A 17,430-nucleotide genomic window follows, 5' to 3' on the forward strand; every position below is an offset into this window, starting at 1 on the left:
GGCCACCCTGCCTGCGCCCGCCCGTCTCCCACCACCACCCACACGGAGACGCTGTGCGCCGCTGCGTTGATCCAACGCAGTGAAGGTGGCCTTCACTGCCGACCGGTGCGCGCTGCCGCGAGCGCGACGGCGGCGAGGGTGGGCAGCCAGCGGCGGCGGGTGTCGGGCGGCACGATCCAGCGCAGCGCGGGCGACCTCGGCACCTCGACCGGCACCGGGATCCGCTGCGGGCAGCCGAGGATCTCCACTCCGCGCGGCAGGTGGAGATCGGCGTTGACCTCGTCGTTCGGGTCGGCGAGGAACACCCAGTACGGGCGTGCGCCGTCGACGGCGAACACCGGGCCGGTCGCGTCGAGGCGGTGCAGCCGCTCGGCGAGCCCCACCGCGAGCGGCCTCGGCGCGGTCACCGCCACCATCCCGTGCCCGAGGTCGAGCAGCGGACGGCCGCCGCCCCACGTGACGGTCCAGCCGAGCACCGAACGGTACTCCGCGATGGTCCATCCCCCGCCGTTCTCGGCGAGGGGAGCGGAGTCTTCCGCGGGGCCGGGAGCGGCCAGCAGTGAGGCGGTCATGGCAGTACGTCCTTTGTGCTCGGTCAGGTCACGACGGCGACCCTCGGTCGGCGAGCTGGTCCTTCATCACCTTGCCGGTGCTGTTCAGCGGGAGCTCGTCGAGGAACTCCACGGAGCGCGGCACCTTGAACCCGGCCATCCGCGTGCGGCTCCACGCGATCAGGTCGTCGGCCGAGACCGGGCTCCTCGGCACGACGAACGCCTTGCCCACCTGGCCGAGGCGCTCGTCGGGCACGCCGATCACGGCGACCTGGGCCACCGCGGGGTGTTCGAGGAGGAAACCCTCGATCTCGGCGGGATAGGCGTTGAACCCGCCCACGATGAACATGTCCTTCTTGCGCCCGACGATCCTCAGGTACCCCCGCTCGTCGAGCGTGCCCAGGTCGCCGGTGTGCAGCCAGCCGTCCGGGTCGATGGCCTCCGCCGTGGCGGCCGGGTCGTCGAGGTAGCCCTGCATGACGCTGTACCCGCGCACGAGCACCTCGCCGTCGCCGGCGATGCTCACCTCGACGCCGTCGCACGGCCTGCCGACCGTGGTGGCGATGTCGGTGAAGGAGTCACCGGGCCGCGACGCCGTGGCCGTGCCCGCCTCCGTCAGCCCGTACCCGGTCATGATCGACTGGAACGGCAGCTCCTCCCGGACACGGCGGATGAGCTCGACCGGGATGTCCGCCGCGCCGGTGACGGCGGCCCGCAGCGACGACAGGTCCCGGTCGCCCTGTGCCTCCAGCAGCGAGTGGTACAGCGTCGGCGGGCCGGGCAGCATGGTCACCCGCTCGCGCTCGACCAGGTCGAGCACCGTGCCGACGTCGAAAACCGGCACCGGCAGGATCGTCGCGCCGCGGATCAGCGACGCGACGCAGCCCGCCTTGTAGCCGAACGTGTGGAAGAACGGGTTGACGATCAGGTAGCGGTCACCCCGCCTCAGGTCGGCGAGGTCGCACCACTCCGCGTACAGCCGCAGCGTCTGGGTGTGGTTCATCAGCACGCCCTTGGGCCGGCCCGTCGTGCCCGAGGTGAACACGATGTCGGCGATGTCCTCGCCTCGCACCTCGCGTTCGAACGGCGAACCGCTGGAAAGGAAATCCGACTTGAGGTCGATCACCGGAACCCCCGGCGGGGCAGGGTAGTCCTGGCCGAGGAAGCCCTTCTGCACGAGCACGGCCTTCGCCTCGCTGCGGCGGATGATGTCGCCTGCCTCCTCGGCCTTGAACCGGGTGTTGACCGGCACCAGCACGCCGCCCGCGGTCAGCAGGCCGAACGCCGCGATGATCCACTCGGCGGAGTTGGGTGCCCAGACGGCCACCCGGTCGCCCTTGCCGACCCCCGCCGAGGCGAAGGCCCCCGCCGCCACCCGCACCCGCTCGACGAGCTGGGTGAAGGTGAGCCGCAGCGGCCCGTCGACGACCGCCTCGGCGTCCCCGAAGCGGTCGCCGGCGCTCAGGACCATCCGGGGGATGGTCTCCCAGCTCATGCCGCGATCAGCCGGGCGAGGTTGCCGCCCATGATCTTGGCCTGGTCGGCCTCGCTCAGCTTGGCCAGCGCGTCGACGTAGCTGACCGGGTCGGCGAGGCCCTCCGGGTGCGGGTAGTCGGAGCCGAACAGGACACGTTCGACGCCGATCAGGTCGGCCAGCTCCGCCATGTCCTCCTCCCAGAACGGGCTCACGTGGATGTTGCGCTTGATGGCCTCCACCGGGTCGCCCAGGAACTCGTGCGGCATCTTCTTGTAGACGTCGGCGAGCGTGTCGAGCAGTGGAGCCAGCCAGGACGAGCCGTTCTCGATCACGGCGATCTTCAGCTCGGGGAAGCGGAACAGCGCGCCGTGGCAGACCCACGACGCCACCGCGTCCTGCACGGGCCGCCACTCGCCCACGGTGCGGAACGCGTTGGGCTTGAACGGGAGGAACTCGCGGTTGCCGCCTTCCCAGTCGTTGGCGTAGCGGCTGTAGCCGCTGTCGGAGGAGTGCATCGCCACGAGCACGCCGGTCTCCACGACGCGCTGCCAGAAGGGGTCGAACTCGGGCAATGCGAAGGAACGCGAGCCGCCGAAGCCAGGGACAGGGGCGGGCCGGACGAGGATCGCCCGCGCGCCGCGCTCGACGCACCACTCCAGTTCCTCGATCGCCTTTTCCACGATCGGCAGGCTGATGACGGGAACCGTGAAGATGCGGTCGGAGTAGTTGAACGACCAGGTCTCGTACAGCCACTGGTTGAGCGAGTGGATGACGGCGTGGATCAGCTCGGGGTCGTCCCGCATGCGCTCCTCGATGAGGCTCGCCAGCGTCGGGAACATCAGCGAGCGCTGGATGCCCAGCTCGTCCATGAGTTTCAGGCGCGCACCGGGTTCGCGGAACGCGGGAATCGACTTCATCGACTCGCCGAAGATCTCGCGCCGGGTCTTGCCCTCGGGATTGCCGACCCGGAAGTACTCCTCCATGGCGCCGGGCCGCGCGACGACCTCGAACGTGGGGTTGGGGATGTACTCGCTGATGTGCCCCCGGATGGCGATCTTCGTACGGCCACGCACCTGCACGTACTCGATGGCGCCCTCGTATTCCTTCGGCAGGAACTTCGTCAGCGCCTCCTCGGTCTCGTACAGGTGGTTGTCCGCATCGAACAACGGGAAGGGCAGCTCGCGCGACGGCATGAGATCCTCCTTTGCTTTTGGTGAGAATGTTATTCTCTTCTGGCGCGTGCCGCAATGTCCTGCCGCAGCAGGAACTTCTGGACCTTGCCGCTCGCGGTGCGCGGGAAGTCCTCGACCTCGTGCAGCTCCTCGGGCCACTTCTGCCTGGCCAGTCCCGCCGCTTCCAGGTGGGCCCGCAGCTCGTCCAGCGAGGGAGCACGCTCGCCCGGCCTCACCCGGACGACGGCCGCGGCGTGCTCTCCGAGCCGCCCGTCGGGGGCGGCGACCACGGCGACCTCGGCGATGGCGGGCAGGCCGAGCAGCACCTCCTCGACCTCGGCGGCACTGATGTTCTCGCCGCCGCGGATGATCACGTCGGCCTTGCGGTCGGTGATCGTCAGGTAGCCGTCCTCGTCGAGCACGCCGATGTCACCGGTGTGGTACCAGCCCTCGCCGTCGAACGCGCGCTTGGTGAGCTCCTCGTCGGTGTAGCCGAGACACAGGTCCGGGCCACGCGTGAGGATCTCGCCGTCCTCGGCAATGCGGAGCTCCACGCCGGGGCAGGCGTCGCCGTCGGTGTGCAGGCGCTTGCCGACGGGTGCCGTGTACCTCGAGCACGTCACCGACGGGTGCTCTGTGCTGCCGTAGGAGCGGAACACCGTGATACCCAGGCTTTCGAGGCGCGTGGTGATCGCCGACGGCACCGCCGACCCGCCGAGGCCCGCGTACTTCAGCCCGCGCAGGTGGTGCGGCCGGAAGTCGGGATGGTCGAGCACGCTCGTGACGTAGTACGGCACTCCCCCGCCCACGCTCAGGCCGTCGCTGTCGATGAGCCTCAGCACCTGGGCCGGATCCCAGACGTCGGCGAGGTTCACCGGCCGCTGGTCGAGCACGGGGATGAGGAACGCGTTCACCATGCCGATGAAGTGCCCGACCGGTGCCGAGGTGAGCTGAAGTCCCCGGTCCGGAGGGTAGCGCCCGGCGAGCTGGCGGGTCTCGAAGCCGAGCGTCCGATGGCTGTGGACCACGCCCTTGGGGTCGCGCGTCGTGCCGGAGGTGAAGGCGATCAGCGCCGGGCACGCCGGGTCGACGGGGAGCACGCCGGACATCGGCTCGGCGGCGAGCAGGTCGTCGAAGTCCCTGCCCACGACACCGACCACGGGCACGCCCGCGCAGAGGTCCGGCCGGAACTCCAGGCGCCCGAAGCGCTCGGCCGTGACGAACACGCGCGGCTTGCTGACATCGAGGATGTACTCCAGCTCCTTACGGCCGTAGAAGTGGACGATCGGTACCACGGCGGCGCCGAGAAACGCCGAAGCCCAGAACACCGCGGCCGCCTCCATCCAGTTGGGCAGCTGGAACGCGACGACGTCACCGGGGCCCACCCCTCGCTCGCGCAGTCCGCCGGCGAGCCTGCGCGCGACGTGCTCGACGTCGCGGAACGTTCCCGACCACGGTCGCTCGGCCGAATGCACCCGGAAGTCCGTGTCCGGCGCGGCATCGAGGCCACGCACCAGCAGGTCGCCGATCGTCTCGCGGGTCCACCACCCTTCGGCCTCGTAGCGCTCGGTCAGCTCGGCGGGAATCTTTCGCATGGCGGGGGGCTCCGATCGGGTCCGGAACGAGCGGCGATCGATCGTGAATATGCTATTCTCTTCATCAGAGAATGCCAATATCCTCACGAAGGCCGCCGCTCATGGACGAACGGCGGGACACGGTGGAAAGGGTGATGAACCGTGGGCGATGACGTGAGTGTCGAGGAGAGCCCCGTCGGGCCGGTGATCCGGCCTGCGGAGGACACCGAACTGGTCATTCTCTATCTGCACGGCAACCAGGACGGCCCGGAGCCGGCGCTGGACCTCGCGCGCAGGCTGGCCCTGCTGACGGGTGCGACGGTCGTCTGTCCGCGCTACCGGTCGGCCTTCCCCGCCGCGCTCATAGACGCCCATTCCGGCTACAGCTACTGCCAGGCCGCGGGGCCGGTGGTGGTTCTCGGCGAGGGGATCGGTGCCGCGCTCGCGACCGCGATGCTGGTGCAGCTGCGCGACTCGGAGGCCACCTCACCACGGTGCGCGGTGCTGCTCTCCGCGCTGCTGGACCTGACGCTGGAGACCAAGAGCCTGCTGTTCAACGCCAGCACCGATCCGGCGTTCGACATCATCGCGCTGCGACAGCGCGTCACCGCGTACGCGCGCAACACGCCGCTGACCGACTCGCGGCTGAGCCCGCTGTACGCGAACCTCCACGGCCTGCCGCCCATCCAGCTGCTGGCCGCGGGCACCGACCCCCTGCTCGACGACTCGCTGGCCTTCGCGACCCGCGCGGCGCGCTCACGCGTCACCGTGGACCTGCAGGTGTGGCCGGAGAACACGAGCTTCCGCGCCGAGGCCGTGCAGGCGATGGCCGACTTCATCAGGGCCAAGCACCCAGCGATGCGCGCCGGCGCGCCCGCCTGAGCTCACGCGAGGGCATCCATCCGCAGTGAAGGCCACCTTGCCTGCGTTGAACGCAGGCAAGGTGGCCTTCACTGCGGATGTGCGGATGTGCGGATGGCTCAGGTCACCGCGCCCGCTTCCTTGAGCGCGATGATGCGGTCCCAGTCGAGCCCGAGTTCCAGGAGGATCTCCTCGGTCTGCGCGGCGAAGGACGGCGCCGCCGTCAGCTCGGGCGCGGTGACGTCGAACTGCGCCGGGCTCGCGACCAGCTCCAGCTCCCCCGCCCTCCGCACGTACTCGTTGGCGCGCACCTGCTCGTCGGCCGCCGCCTGGAGCGTGTCCTGCACCGGCGCCCACGGCCCGGCGAGGGTCGCGAACCGACGGGACCACTCGGCGAGCGGGCGAGCCGCGAAGACCTCCCGCAGGATCGCCACGGCCTCCGCGGTGTTGGCGGCGATCGCCTCCGCCGTGGCGAAACGGGGATCGTCGGCCAGCTCGGGACGGTCGATGTGGTGGCACACGTCGGCCCAGAACTTCGCGGGCTGCAGCATCATCAGCGACAGGTAGCGGCCGTCGGCCGTGCGGTAGAGACCGGACAGCGGGTTCGCGGGCGAGCCGTGCGCTCCCGGCGTGGTGCCCTCCCACGGCTCGCCGAGCCGCAGCGAAATCCCGATCGCCTGCCCCATCGCCCACAGCCCGCTGCCGAGCAGCGAGACGTCCACGACGGACGGTTCGCCGGTGCGCTCCCGCTTCACCAGCGCGGCCGCGATGCCACCGGCGAGGTTCGTGCCGGACACCGTGTCGCCGTAGGCGGGGGCGGGCGGGTTGATCATGCCCTCCGTGCCGGGTGGGGTGACACTGGCCGCGGTGGACGCCCGGCACCAGAACGCCGTCATGTCGTATCCGCCGCGGTCGGCCTCGGGGCCGCGCGGTCCGAGCGCGCTCCCCCGCGCGTAGACGATCTTCGGGTTCACCTCGCGAATGTCGTCCACGTCGATGCCGAACTTCCGCCGGGCCTGCGGCAGGAAACTGGTGAGGAACACGTCCGCGCGCCGGGCCAGCTCGTGCAGCACCTCCCGGCCCTCCGGCCGGGACATGTCGAGGCCGAGGCTGCGCTTGCCCCGGTTGGCGTGCTCGATGTTGGGGTTCGGGTCGCCCTCCACGACGTAGCGGCCGGTGCGCCGCAGCCCGCGCTGCGGGTCGCCGGTGACGGCGTGCTCGACCTTGATGACGTCGGCTCCCCAGTCGGCGAGCACCGCGCCCGCCGAGGGGACGAAGCCGTACATCGCGACCTCGAGCACGCGGATTCCCTCGAGCGGCCCGCTCATGCGACCACCGCCGCGAAGGTCTTGCGCTCCTGGAACTCCTCGAGCCCCGCGGTGCCCATCTCCCTGCCGATGCCCGACTGCTTGTACCCGCCGAACGGCGCGTCGGGCGCGAAGAAGTTGCCCCCGTTGATGCTCAGCGTCCCGGTGCGGATCCGCCGCGCCACCGCGACGGCCCTGTCCTCGTCCGCGCTGTAGACGGCTCCGGAGAGGCCGTAGATGGAGTTGTTGGCGATACGCACCGCGTGGTCCTCGTCGTCGTACGGGATCATCGCCAGCACCGGACCGAACACCTCCTCCTGCGCGAGCTCACTGTCCGGATCCACATTCGCCAGCAACGTCGGCGTGTAGAAGAACCCGGGATCCACCTTCTCGCCCCCCGTCACGAGCACCGCCCCGGCCTCCACAGCCCGCCGCACCATCCCGTCCACCTTCTCCCGCTGCCGCTCACTGATCAACGGACCCATATACGTCTTCGGATCCCCCGGATCCCCATAGGAAACGTGGGCGAGGTTCGCCGCGACCTGCTCCGCGATCGCGTCGTGGTGCGCGCGGGGCACGAGCAGTCGCGTGGTGAGCGCGCAGCCCTGGCCGGCGTGCGCGCAGATGGTGAACGCCGCGAACTGCGCGCAGGCAGCGAAGTCGGCGTCGTCGAGCACGAGCATCGCCGACTTGCCACCGAGTTCGAGGAAGACCCGCTTCACGGTGCGGCTGGCGTCGGCCATGATCTGCCTGCCCGTGGCGGTGGACCCGGTGAACGTGACCACGTCGACGTCCGGCGACGACGTGAGCAGCTTCCCGACCTCGATGTCGGAGGAGGTCACCACGTTCACGACCCCGGCCGGGATGTCGGTGTGCGAGGCGATCAGCTCACCCAGCGCCAGCGTCACCAGCGGCGTGTCCGGCGCGCCCTTGAGCACCACCGTGCACCCTGCCGCCAGCGCGGGAGCGAGCTTCGCCAGCGCGAGCTGGTTCGGGTAGTTGTAGGCGATGATCGCGGCCACCACGCCCGCCGCCTCCTTCTCCACCCAGCGCCGGTGGCGGCGGCCGCGGATCTCGGCGATTCCGAGGTCCTCGGTGAGCGGGTGCTCGCGGAGCAGATCGGCGTAGTACTTCACCAGCTCGATCGGCTCGTCGAGCTGCGCGCCGTAGGTGAGCATGCGCGGCGCGCCCACGTCGGCGATGGTCAGCTCCCGCAGCTGTTCCTTGTGCTCGGTCAGCACCCGGTACAGCTGGTCGAGGCACCGGATCCGCAGCTCCACGTCCGTCGCCCAGCTCGTGGTGTCGAAGGCGCGGCGGGCCGCGGCGACTGCGTTCGCCGCCTGGTCGACCGTGGCGTCCGGGGCGTGCCCCAGCACCTCACCGGTCGCGGGGTTACGCGAGGGAAAGCTCCGCTGCGCCTCGACAAGCCAGCCGTCGATGAGCAGTCGCCTCGCGGCGCCGCCGTCCGGCCGGCCGGCAGCGCCGGCGATGGGCGCCTCGTCCTGAGCTCGCATCCCGCCTCCTCGATGAGCGTGGAAATGATGTTCTCACAACTGAAAACACGGTGCTTCCAGCTCGCCACCCTAGCAGCGACCGAAGAGTCCGTCATGAAGGTCTTTCCGCACGGCAGGCTTTGAGAGTATGGTTCTCGTATTCGAAACTCAGCTTCTTGTGCCATCGGCCGCGCTCGGGAAAGGACCACAACCATGGGACGTGTTCAGGGCAAAGTCGCCTTCGTCACGGGTGCGGCGCGTGGCCAGGGTCGCAGCCACGCGGTTCGGCTCGCCGAGGAAGGCGCCGACATCATCGCCGTCGACCTGTGCCAGGACATCGAGTCGATCAAGTACTCACTGTCCACACCGGAGGACCTGAAGGAGACGGTGCGGCTGGTCGAGGAACGCGGCAGGCGCATCGTCGCGGAACGGGCCGACGTGCGCGAGCCCGCGCAGCTCAACGCCGCGCTCGACCGGGGTGTCGCCGAACTGGGCGGGCTGGACATCGTCGTCGCGCAGGCCGGCATCGCGGGCATGCAGGGCGAGCCGCAGCTGCAGGCCTGGTGCGACGTGATCGGCACCAATCTGGTCGGAGTGATCAACGCGATCCACGCCGCAATGCCCCGCCTCGGCGAGGGCGCCTCGATCATCGCCACCGGATCCACCGCCGCGCTCATGATCACGCGGCCCATGGACCAGGCGGGCAAGGACCCCGGCGGCGCCGCGTACGTCGTCGCCAAGCAGGCCCTCTCGCAGTACGTCCACGAGCTGGCGACCAACCTCGCGCCGCGCCGGATCCGGGCCAACGTCGTGCACCCGACGAACGTCGACACACCCATGCTGCAGAGCGAGCCGATGTACCGCTCGTTCCGGCGCGACCTGGAGAACCCGACTCGAGAGGACGCCGAGCTGGCCTTCCCAGCCCAGCAGGCCATGCCGATCCCCTACGTCGAGCCCTCCGACATCAGCAACGCCGTGCTGTTCCTCGCCTCGGACGAGGCTCGCTACGTCACCGGCATGCAGCTGCGAGTGGACGCCGGTGGCTATCTCAAGTGGTACGACTACCGATCCTGACAAGGAGAACCCGTGAAGGTACAGGTCGACGAGGCCCGCTGCCAGGGCCACACGCTGTGCGCGATGATCGCCCCCCACGTCTTCGAGCTCGACGACGTCGACGGCCACTCGTCGCCCATCAGCGCGGACGTCCCTGCCGGGGCCGAGGACAAGGTGCGTGAAGCCGCCGGGTCCTGCCCGGAGCAGGCGATCTCCATTTCCTGACCAGGCGAGCAGTCAGAGAGGACACCGTCATGAGCGTGGACAAGGCGAGCAGTGTCGACGACGAGGACCGCAAGAAGAACCGGTACCACTTCGACCGGCACACTCCGGAGTACCGGGAGAAGTTCGAGTCGATCACCCAGGACATGCACGCCCGGTGCCCCATCGCCTGGTCCGACACCTACGGCGGCCACTGGGTCGCCGCCGGGGCCAGCGAGGTGTTCGAGCTCGCCCGCTCGTCCGACAAGGTCTCCAACGACCACGACGTGAAGGGCGAGCGCCGCGGCTACCAGGGCATCATGATCCCGCCGCAGCCGAGGGCAAAGGGCTCTCGCGGCGGCTTCCTGGAGATGGATCCGCCCGAGCAGCGGTACTACCGCCAGGCCCTCAACCCGTACCTCTCCCCCGCCGCGATCAACCGCTGGATCCCGTTCATCGACGAGGTCGTCCGCGCGTGTATCGACGAGAAGATCGAGAGCGGCAGCATCGACTTCGTCGACGACCTCGCCAACGTCGTTCCCGCCGTGTTCACGCTCGCGATGATGGGAATTCCCCTCAAGAACTGGGAGATCTACAACGAGCCGACCCACGCCGCGGTCTACACGCCTCCGAACTCGCCGGACATCGTCCGCGTCGGCAAGCTGCACCAGGCGATGCGCGAGGACCTCGCCCGGCAGCTCGCGGAGATCAAGGCGAACCCCCGGCCGGGTCTCGTGGACGCGCTGGCGCGCTTCGAGATCGACGGCGAGCAGCCGCCGGACGACGAGCTGCTCGGCGTGCTCGGGCTGATCATCGGCGGCGGGTTCGACACCACCACCGCGCTCACCGCGCACGCGCTGGAATGGCTGTCGCAGCATCCCGACGAGCGGGCACGGCTCTCCCGCGAGCGCGACTCGCTGCTCGACTCGGCCACCGAGGAGTTCCTCCGGTTCTACACGCCCGCGCCAGGAGACGGCCGCACCATCTCGCAGGACTGCGAGATGGCGGGCACGGAGTTCAAGGAGGGCGACCGGCTGTGGCTTTCCTGGGCGATGGCCAACCGCGACGCGTCGGTGTTCCCCGAGCCGAACACGATCGACCTGGCCCGCAAGGGAAACCGGCACTACGCCTTCGGAATCGGCATCCACCGCTGCATCGGCTCCAACGTGGCCCGCACGGTGTTCAAGCGCATGCTGATCCAGGTGCTGGACCGCATTCCCGACTACCACTGCGATCCGGAGGGCGCCGTGCACTACGACACCATCGGCGTGATCCAGGGGATGCGGAAGCTGCCCGCCGACTTCACGCCCGGCTCGCCGCTGGGGCCCGGCCTCGACGAGACGCTGGAGGTGCTGCAGCGTTCCTGTGACGAGCAGCGGCTCGCCGAGCCCGTCACCAGCCGCAAGACCGAGGCGAGGATCGCCCGCTGACCGGCCCGAACGGAACGCAGCGAGGAGGCGAGGTGACCGCGAAGCCGGGACGTCCCCTGCCGTTGGTGACACTACAGAACGAGTTCTTCTGGACCTCGGGGGCGGACGGCACACTGCGGGTCCAGGCCTGCGAGTCCTGCGAGGCGCTCATCCACCCGCCGCAACCGGTCTGCCGGTACTGCCGGGGACGGCGGCTGGGCCCGCGAGAGGTGTCCGGCTTCGCGACGCTGATCGGCTTCACCGTCAGCCACCGGTTCAGCCTGCCGGGGCTGCCCTCGCCGTACGTGGTCGCACAGGTGGCGATCGAGGAGGACCCGAGGGTCCGGCTCACCACCAACGTCGTCGGGTGCGATCCGCCCGAGCTAGAGCTCGGCATGCGGCTGGAGGTGGTGTTCGAGCGGCACGACGACGTGTGGCTGCCGCTGTTCCGGCCCGCGGACGGGCGAACTGGTCCCGCGCCGCTGCCGTGCGATGAGGTCGAGCCGGAGGACGTGCACCGCCACGTCCGGCCGATGGCGACCCCCGAGAAGTTCGAGGACAAGGTCGCGATCACCGGCATCGGGATGTCGGAGATCGGGCGCAGGCTCATGGTCCCGCCGCTGTCGCTGACAGTGCAGGCGTGTGAGCGCGCGATCGCCGACGCTGGCCTGTCCTTTTCGGACATCGATGGCCTATCGACATGGCCCGGAGCGGGGCCGGTCAGTGGGTTCGGCGAGGGCGGCGTGGGCGCCCTCGAATCCGCGCTGGGCATCCGGCCGACGTGGTACAACGGCGGCGGCGAGACGTTCGGCCCCGGTGGCTCGGTGATCGCCGGGATGCTGGCGGTCGCGGCCGGGCTGGCACGGCATGTGCTGTGCTTCCGCACCGTGTGGGAATCCACCTACGGCGAGCTCGTGAAGGCCGGCCGGATCGAGCCGCCGTCCGGGCGCACGCCGAGCTGGCTGGCGCCGTTCGGAGCCACGTCGCCCGCACATACGCTGGCGCAGAACGCGCAGCGGCATTTCCACCGCTACGGCACGACGCGGGAGACCCTCGGCTGGATCGCGCTCAACCAGCGGGCCAACGCCGCGCTCAACCCGACGGCGATCTACCGCGAACCGCTCACGATGGAGGACTACCTCGGCGCGCGGACCATCACCACCCCGTTCGGGCTCTACGACTGCGACGTGCCGTGTGACGCCTCGGTGGCGGTGATCGTGTCGGCGAAGGACGTGGCCGCGGACCTCGCGAAACCGCCCGTGCTCGTGGAGGCGGTGGGCACCCAGATCATCGAGCGGATCGAGTGGGACCAGAGCAAGCTCACCCACGAGCCGCAGGTGCTCGGGCAGTCGGCGCACCTGTGGTCGAGAACGTCCTTGCGCCCGGCCGACGTCGACGTGGCGCAGCTCTACGACGGGTTCACGATCAACTTCCTGTCGTGGCTGGAGGCACTGGGCTTCTGCGGGATCGGCGAGGCCGGGGACTTCCTCGACGGCGGCAAGAACATCGCGAGGGACGGCATGCTGCCGGCGAACACGCACGGCGGGCAGCTCTCGCACGGCCGCACCCACGGCATGGGCCTCATCCACGAGGCCGTGCTGCAGTTGCGAGGGGAGGCCGGGGCGCGCCAGGTGCCCGAGGCCGAGGTCGCGGTGGCCACCAGCGGCGGGCTCACGCCCAGCGGGGTGCTGCTGCTCAGGGCGGCCGCATGACGTCGCCGGTCGAGGAGGTCACGCCCGTCGAGTCGCGCGTCGCCGAGGTCGGCGGCGTGCCGATGTCCGCTCTGGTGCGGGAGGTCCGGGACCCGCGAGCCGTGCTCGTGGCACTGCACGGCGGTGCGGCGACGTCTCCCTACTTCCACCATCCCGGCCTGCCCCGGCTGTCCCTGCTGGAGGCCGGTGCGGCACTCGGGTTCACCGTGCTGGCGCTCGACCGGCCGGGCTACGGACGGTCGGCACCGTTCGCCGAGGGGATGCGCTCCCCCGAGCGAAGGGTCGACCTCGCATACGCCGCGATCGACCTCCTCCTCGGCGACCGGCCGCGAGGCGCCGGCGTGTTCGTGCTCGCCCACTCGGCGGGGTGCGAGCTGGCCGTGCGGATGGCGGCCGACGAGCGCGGGCACTCACTGCTCGGCATCGAGCTCGCCGGCACCGGCTGCCGGTTCCACCCCACCGCGCAACGCATCCTCGGCGGGGCACGGCCGGGTAGGCCGACAGGGCTGCAGCGGCTGCTCTGGGAACCCGCCGAGCTGTATCCGGCCGAGGTGATCGGCGGCGCGCACTTCGCCGCGTCGGCGCCCGCCTACGAGTCCGACGTGGTGGCCCGGTGGGCGCCCCGCGACTTCGCGCTCACCGCGACGGACGTCCGCGTGCCCGTGCAGTACACGCTCGGCGACCACGACCTGGTGTGGCGTACCGATCCGGAGGCGATGGCCGACATCGCCGGGCTGTTCACCGCGGCCCCCCGGGTCGTGGTGAACCTGCAGGCGAACAGCGGGCACAACCTGAGCACGGGGCTCACCGCGGCGGCCTACCATCTGCGGGCTCTGTCCTTTTTGGAGGAATGCGTGGTGGCAAGGCAAGAGAGCAGGAGGGGAACCGGTGGAGGCTGACCTCGCACTGCTGCTGATCCGGGTCGTGGTCGGCGGCACGATGATCGCGCACGGCGTGAACCACTGGCTGGGCGGTGGCCGGATCGAGGGCACCGCCCGCTGGTTCGGCGGGCTCGGGCTGCGGTACGGGACGCTGCAGGCGTGGCTGAGCGTGGTCACCGAGATCGGCGCGGGCGCGCTGCTGGTGCTCGGGTTGCTCACGGCGCCCGCGTGCGCGGCGGTGATCTCGGTGATGCTGGTCGCCGGTGTGCTCGCCCACCGGCCGAACGGGTTCTTCGTGTTCAAGGACGGCTACGAGTACGTGCTCGTGCTGGCCGTGGTCGCGCTCGCTCTGGCCATGCTCGGGCCGGGCCGGGTGTCGCTCGACGCCGCGTTCGGCATCGAGGTCACCGGCTGGGCCGGGGGTGGCGTCGCGCTCGGGGTGGCCGTGGTCGCGACAGCCGGGTTGCTCGCCGTCTGCTGGCGGCCCCGGCCGGCCGAGGTCGAGTCGGAGGTGGGCTGATGCGGGTCGGGTTCATCGGGCTGGGCAGCCAGGGCGCACCGATGGCGCGGCGGATCGTCGACGCCGGATACGAGGTGTCGCTGTGGGCCCGCCGACCCGCGTCGCTGGAGCCGTTCACCGGCACCACGGCGAAGGCCGCGGGCTCACCGGCCGAGCTGGGCGCCGTGAGCGACCTCGTCTGCGTCTGCGTGGTGAGCGACGCCGACGTCGAGCAGGTCACGAGCGGCGAGGACGGCGTGCTGGCCGGGCTGCGGGAGGGCGGTGTGCTGGCCGTGCACAGCACGGTGCACCCGGACACCTGCCGCCGTCTGGCCGAGCGGGCCGCGGCGCGCGGCGTCGCGGTCGTCGACGCTCCGGTGAGCGGCGGCGGCCCGGCCGCGGCCGCGGGCAGCCTGCTCGTCATGGCGGGCGGGGGCGAGGCCGTCGTGGAGCGCTGCCGTCCCGTTTTCGAGACCTACGGCGACCCGGTGGTGCACCTCGGCGACCTGGGCGCGGGACAGCTGACCAAGCTGCTCAACAACCTCCTGTTCACGGCCAACCTCGCCACCGCGTCGAGCACCCTCGCGCTCGGGCAGGCATTCGGCGTGGACCCGCGCCGCCTCGGCGAGGTGGTCTCGCACGGCACGGCGAACAGCTTCGCGCTGGGCCGGATCATCGCCGCGGGCGGGACGCTCGACCGCATCGCCGCGCACGCCGGTGCGCTGCTGCGCAAGGACGTCGGGCTGGTCGCCGACCTGGCGAGCGCGGACGGGGCGACGCCGGGCATCGTGCTCGCCGCCGCCGACGCCGCGCTCGCGGCGATGGACCGGCCCCGCTGAACGGAGGCCGTCACCGGGGCGGGTCGTTCAGTGCCGCCGGGTTCAGCGCCGCCCTGCGCTCGCGCAGGAAGTCATGGGGGTAGCCGGGCCGCACGCGCGTGGCGGCGTCGAGCCGCTCCAGCTGCGTGTCGTCCAGCCGGAGGTCCACCGCGCCGAGGTTGTCCCGCAGCTGCACGAGAGTCCGTGCGCCCAGCACGGGCAGCAGTCCCTGGCGCAGCACCCACGCGAGCGCGACCCGCGCCGGTGTGGTGCCGAGCTCGGCGGCGACCTCGGCCGCAGCCTCGGCCGCCGAGGGCCGGGTCCCTTGTGGACGGTTGTCCTCTCTCCGCTTCCCGGTCAGCAGCCCCCGGGCGAGCGGGCTCCACGCGCAGGGCGTGAGGCCGAGCGAACGGGCCATCGGCAGCAGCTCGCGGTCCGGTGTCCGCGCGGCCAGCGAGTACTCCACCTGCACGGCACAGAACGCGCTCCACCCGCGCAGCTCGGCGATGGCCTGGGAGCGGGCCACCACCCACGCGGGCGTGTTGCTGATCCCGATCGAGAGCACGGTGCCCGACCGCACGAGGTCGTCGAGCGCGCGCAGGGTCTCCTCGGCAGGCGTGCACTCGTCCCACGCGTGCACCCACAGGAGGTCGAGGTAGTCCGTGCCGAGGCGGCGCAGGCTCGTCTCGACGCTGCGCCGGAGGTTCTTGCGGTGGTTGCCGGCGGAGTTGGGGTCGGCCTTGTCGGTGGGCAGCGAGTACTTGGTGCTGAGCACCACGGCGTCACGGTCACCGGCGACGAGGCGGCCCAGGATCGTCTCGCTCGCGCCCTCGGTGTAGACGTCGGCGGTGTCGACGAAGTTGCCGCCCGCGTCGCGGAACGCGCCGTAGATCTCGCGGCAGACCGCCTCGTCGGCGCCGAACCCCCACTCGGTGCCGAACGTCATCGTGCCGAGGCAGACCTCGCTCACCCGCATCCCCGACCGGCCGAGCACGCGCAGCCGCAGTGACTCAGGCATCGTCGTCCACCACCCAGTTCACGAAGCGGTGCAAGGGGTACATGGCGTCGTGCGGGTTGCCGATACTGCCGGACAGCGCGCCGCCGAGGTTCACGATGCGCTGCACGCCCGCGGTGGCGAGGCGATCCCGCACCTCGGCCTTGCGGTGTGCCGGGTAGACCCCCACCGTCTGCGTCGCCACCGTGGCGAACGCCGCCGCGTCGGCGAGCGCTTCGACCGGCACGACGTTGACGGTCTTGTTCGTGGGGTGGAAGTCCACCGGCTCCGGCGAGCGCACGACGAGCCCGCGCCCGTCGTAGTCACCCCACACGTGGTAGTCGGGTTCGAGGAAACGCAGGCCGTCCACGGCCTCCCGCACATCGCTCGGGGTCCTCGGGCCGGCCGCCGACGCGAACTCCCGGTCCACGCCGAGCCGTTCACACAGCAGTGCGGCGAACCGGTCGGCCTCGGCGAGGCCGCCCTCGACACAGATGTGCCGGGGCGCGACGCACGCGTCCTGGTTGAACACCGTGGCGTCCGTGGCCGCGCGCTCGGCGACCTCGCGCAGGGTGTCCTCGGACTCGAAGGCCTCCCTGCCGATCATCGACATCGACACCTTGGGATCGAAGGCGATCAGCTGGAAGCCGGGCGCCACGTACTTCGCGGCGTTGGCGATGGCGTCCCCGCCGCCCCACGCGACGAGCTTGTCGAAGTACTGGGAGCGGTAGAGCACGCCCTCCACGCGGGCGTCGCCACCGCGCCAGTACACGGCCGACATCGACCGCAGCACCGGGTGGTCAGGGGCGAGGTCGGCCATCGTGCGCAGCACGGCGACCGTGGTGAACGGGTCGGCCGAGGGCATCTTGAACACGTTGACGGCCTTGACGAGCGCGGCGTCGGCGATCGAGGTCATGGCCGCGCTGGGCGAGTTGCCGGCGAGCATGTGCACCAGGCGGGGCGGGAACGCGCGCACCCGGCTGACCCGGCCGGCCGGATCGGTGTGCTCGGCCCAGCCGTCGAGCACGGCGCCGCCGCCGAACGTGCGCTCGATGCGGTACTCCAGCGCCTCCCGCGTGAGGAACTGTCCCGGCCTGCGGAAGGTGTTCTCGATGATCCGCCGGGGCAGCGCGCTCACGCGCAGGGTCATCTCCAGCGACTCCTGCAGGTAGGCGTTCTTCTCCAGCGTGAGGTGCTTGCCGGTCTCCACGAGGTAGTCGATGATCTCGGACACCGGCACGTCGAACGCGGGCCCGGGCTCGGTGCGCGGCACGAACAGCTCACCAAGCTCAAGGCGTGGGGTGACGAACGGGACGCCGAAGTCGCGCGAGTGGTACTCGGTGTCCTCGCCGTAGACGAGCTTGCCCCGGACGAAATGGGGAACGCGGATCTTGGCCCCGGAGGGCGCGGTCGCCGTGGCTGTCATGG

16 protein-coding genes are annotated in these 17,430 nt (G+C 70.9%); 8 read left to right on the plus strand and 8 right to left on the minus strand.

All coding sequences use genetic code 11. From position 1 onward, the window contains the following. Positions 1-92: 92 nt before the first annotated feature. Genes FCN18_RS15055 through FCN18_RS15070 form a run of 4 tightly spaced genes read right to left on the minus strand, consistent with a single transcriptional unit; the run spans position 93 to position 4,795 of the window. Positions 93-572, minus strand: coding sequence for a hypothetical protein (locus tag FCN18_RS15055; protein ID WP_113643854.1), 480 nt, complete (start codon positions 570-572; stop codon positions 93-95). A gap of 28 nt (positions 573-600) precedes the next feature. Continuing rightward, positions 601-2,046: a FadD3 family acyl-CoA ligase gene (locus FCN18_RS15060; protein WP_112267514.1), complete on the minus strand. Its 1,446-nt coding sequence runs from the start codon at positions 2,044-2,046 to the stop codon at positions 601-603. Continuing rightward, on the minus strand, positions 2,043-3,221 hold the full coding sequence (locus FCN18_RS15065) for an amidohydrolase family protein (RefSeq protein WP_112267516.1): 1,179 nt from the start codon (positions 3,219-3,221) through the stop codon (positions 2,043-2,045). Before FCN18_RS15065 ends, FCN18_RS15060 begins: the two co-directional genes overlap by 4 nt. 29 nt (positions 3,222-3,250) lie before the next feature. After that, complete coding sequence (locus FCN18_RS15070; RefSeq protein ID WP_137095393.1) at positions 3,251-4,795, minus strand: AMP-binding protein; 1,545 nt, start codon at positions 4,793-4,795, stop codon at positions 3,251-3,253. A 141-nt stretch (positions 4,796-4,936) separates the two neighbouring features. On the opposite strand from FCN18_RS15070, the gene FCN18_RS15075 reads away from it, so the two are divergent. Further along, entirely contained in the window at positions 4,937-5,656 is a 720-nt protein-coding gene (locus FCN18_RS15075) for an alpha/beta hydrolase (protein ID WP_206077898.1), read from the plus strand. A 98-nt stretch (positions 5,657-5,754) separates the two neighbouring features. On the opposite strand, the gene FCN18_RS15080 is transcribed toward FCN18_RS15075, so the two are convergent. After that, complete coding sequence (locus FCN18_RS15080; protein WP_112267520.1) at positions 5,755-6,963, minus strand: CaiB/BaiF CoA transferase family protein; 1,209 nt, start codon at positions 6,961-6,963, stop codon at positions 5,755-5,757. Beyond that, positions 6,960-8,456: an aldehyde dehydrogenase family protein gene (locus tag FCN18_RS15085; protein ID WP_137095394.1), complete on the minus strand. Its 1,497-nt coding sequence runs from the start codon at positions 8,454-8,456 to the stop codon at positions 6,960-6,962. The genes FCN18_RS15080 and FCN18_RS15085 overlap by 4 nt, the downstream gene beginning before the upstream one ends. A 192-nt stretch (positions 8,457-8,648) precedes the next feature. On the opposite strand from FCN18_RS15085, the gene FCN18_RS15090 reads away from it, so the two are divergent. The 7 genes from FCN18_RS15090 to FCN18_RS15120 are packed head-to-tail and all read left to right on the plus strand — an operon-like array spanning position 8,649 to position 15,029. Continuing rightward, positions 8,649-9,509, plus strand: coding sequence for a mycofactocin-coupled SDR family oxidoreductase (locus tag FCN18_RS15090; protein WP_137095395.1), 861 nt, complete (start codon positions 8,649-8,651; stop codon positions 9,507-9,509). 12 nt (positions 9,510-9,521) lie between these two features. After that, on the plus strand, positions 9,522-9,713 hold the full coding sequence (locus tag FCN18_RS15095) for a ferredoxin (RefSeq protein ID WP_112267526.1): 192 nt from the start codon (positions 9,522-9,524) through the stop codon (positions 9,711-9,713). A gap of 29 nt (positions 9,714-9,742) precedes the next feature. Next, complete coding sequence (locus FCN18_RS15100) at positions 9,743-11,119, plus strand: cytochrome P450 (RefSeq protein WP_137095396.1); 1,377 nt, start codon at positions 9,743-9,745, stop codon at positions 11,117-11,119. A gap of 32 nt (positions 11,120-11,151) precedes the next feature. Beyond that, positions 11,152-12,810, plus strand: a complete 1,659-nt coding sequence (locus tag FCN18_RS15105; RefSeq protein ID WP_137095397.1) for a thiolase C-terminal domain-containing protein — start codon at positions 11,152-11,154, stop codon at positions 12,808-12,810. Beyond that, the gene (locus tag FCN18_RS15110; RefSeq protein ID WP_112267532.1) at positions 12,807-13,709 is read left to right on the plus strand and encodes an alpha/beta hydrolase; all 903 of its coding nucleotides are present in this window, start codon (positions 12,807-12,809) and stop codon (positions 13,707-13,709) included. Before FCN18_RS15105 ends, FCN18_RS15110 begins: the two co-directional genes overlap by 4 nt. Continuing rightward, a complete protein-coding gene (locus FCN18_RS15115; protein ID WP_228713964.1) occupies positions 13,699-14,211 on the plus strand; it encodes a DoxX family protein in 513 nt (170 codons plus the stop codon). Before FCN18_RS15110 ends, FCN18_RS15115 begins: the two co-directional genes overlap by 11 nt. Further along, a complete protein-coding gene (locus FCN18_RS15120; protein WP_137095398.1) occupies positions 14,211-15,029 on the plus strand; it encodes an NAD(P)-dependent oxidoreductase in 819 nt (272 codons plus the stop codon). Before FCN18_RS15115 ends, FCN18_RS15120 begins: the two co-directional genes overlap by 1 nt. Before the next feature lie 10 nt (positions 15,030-15,039). On the opposite strand, the gene FCN18_RS15125 is transcribed toward FCN18_RS15120, so the two are convergent. Then, positions 15,040-16,026, minus strand: a complete 987-nt coding sequence (locus FCN18_RS15125; RefSeq protein WP_137095399.1) for an aldo/keto reductase — start codon at positions 16,024-16,026, stop codon at positions 15,040-15,042. After that, positions 16,019-17,428 carry an acyl-CoA reductase gene (locus FCN18_RS15130; protein ID WP_137095400.1) on the minus strand — a complete coding sequence of 470 codons (1,410 nt, stop codon included), beginning with the start codon at positions 17,426-17,428 and terminating at the stop codon, positions 16,019-16,021. Before FCN18_RS15130 ends, FCN18_RS15125 begins: the two co-directional genes overlap by 8 nt. Positions 17,429-17,430: the final 2 nt, after the last annotated feature.

The sequence above is a fragment of the Prauserella endophytica genome, assembly GCF_005146945.1.
Classification (GTDB): Bacteria; Actinomycetota; Actinomycetes; order Mycobacteriales; family Pseudonocardiaceae; genus Prauserella_A; species Prauserella_A endophytica.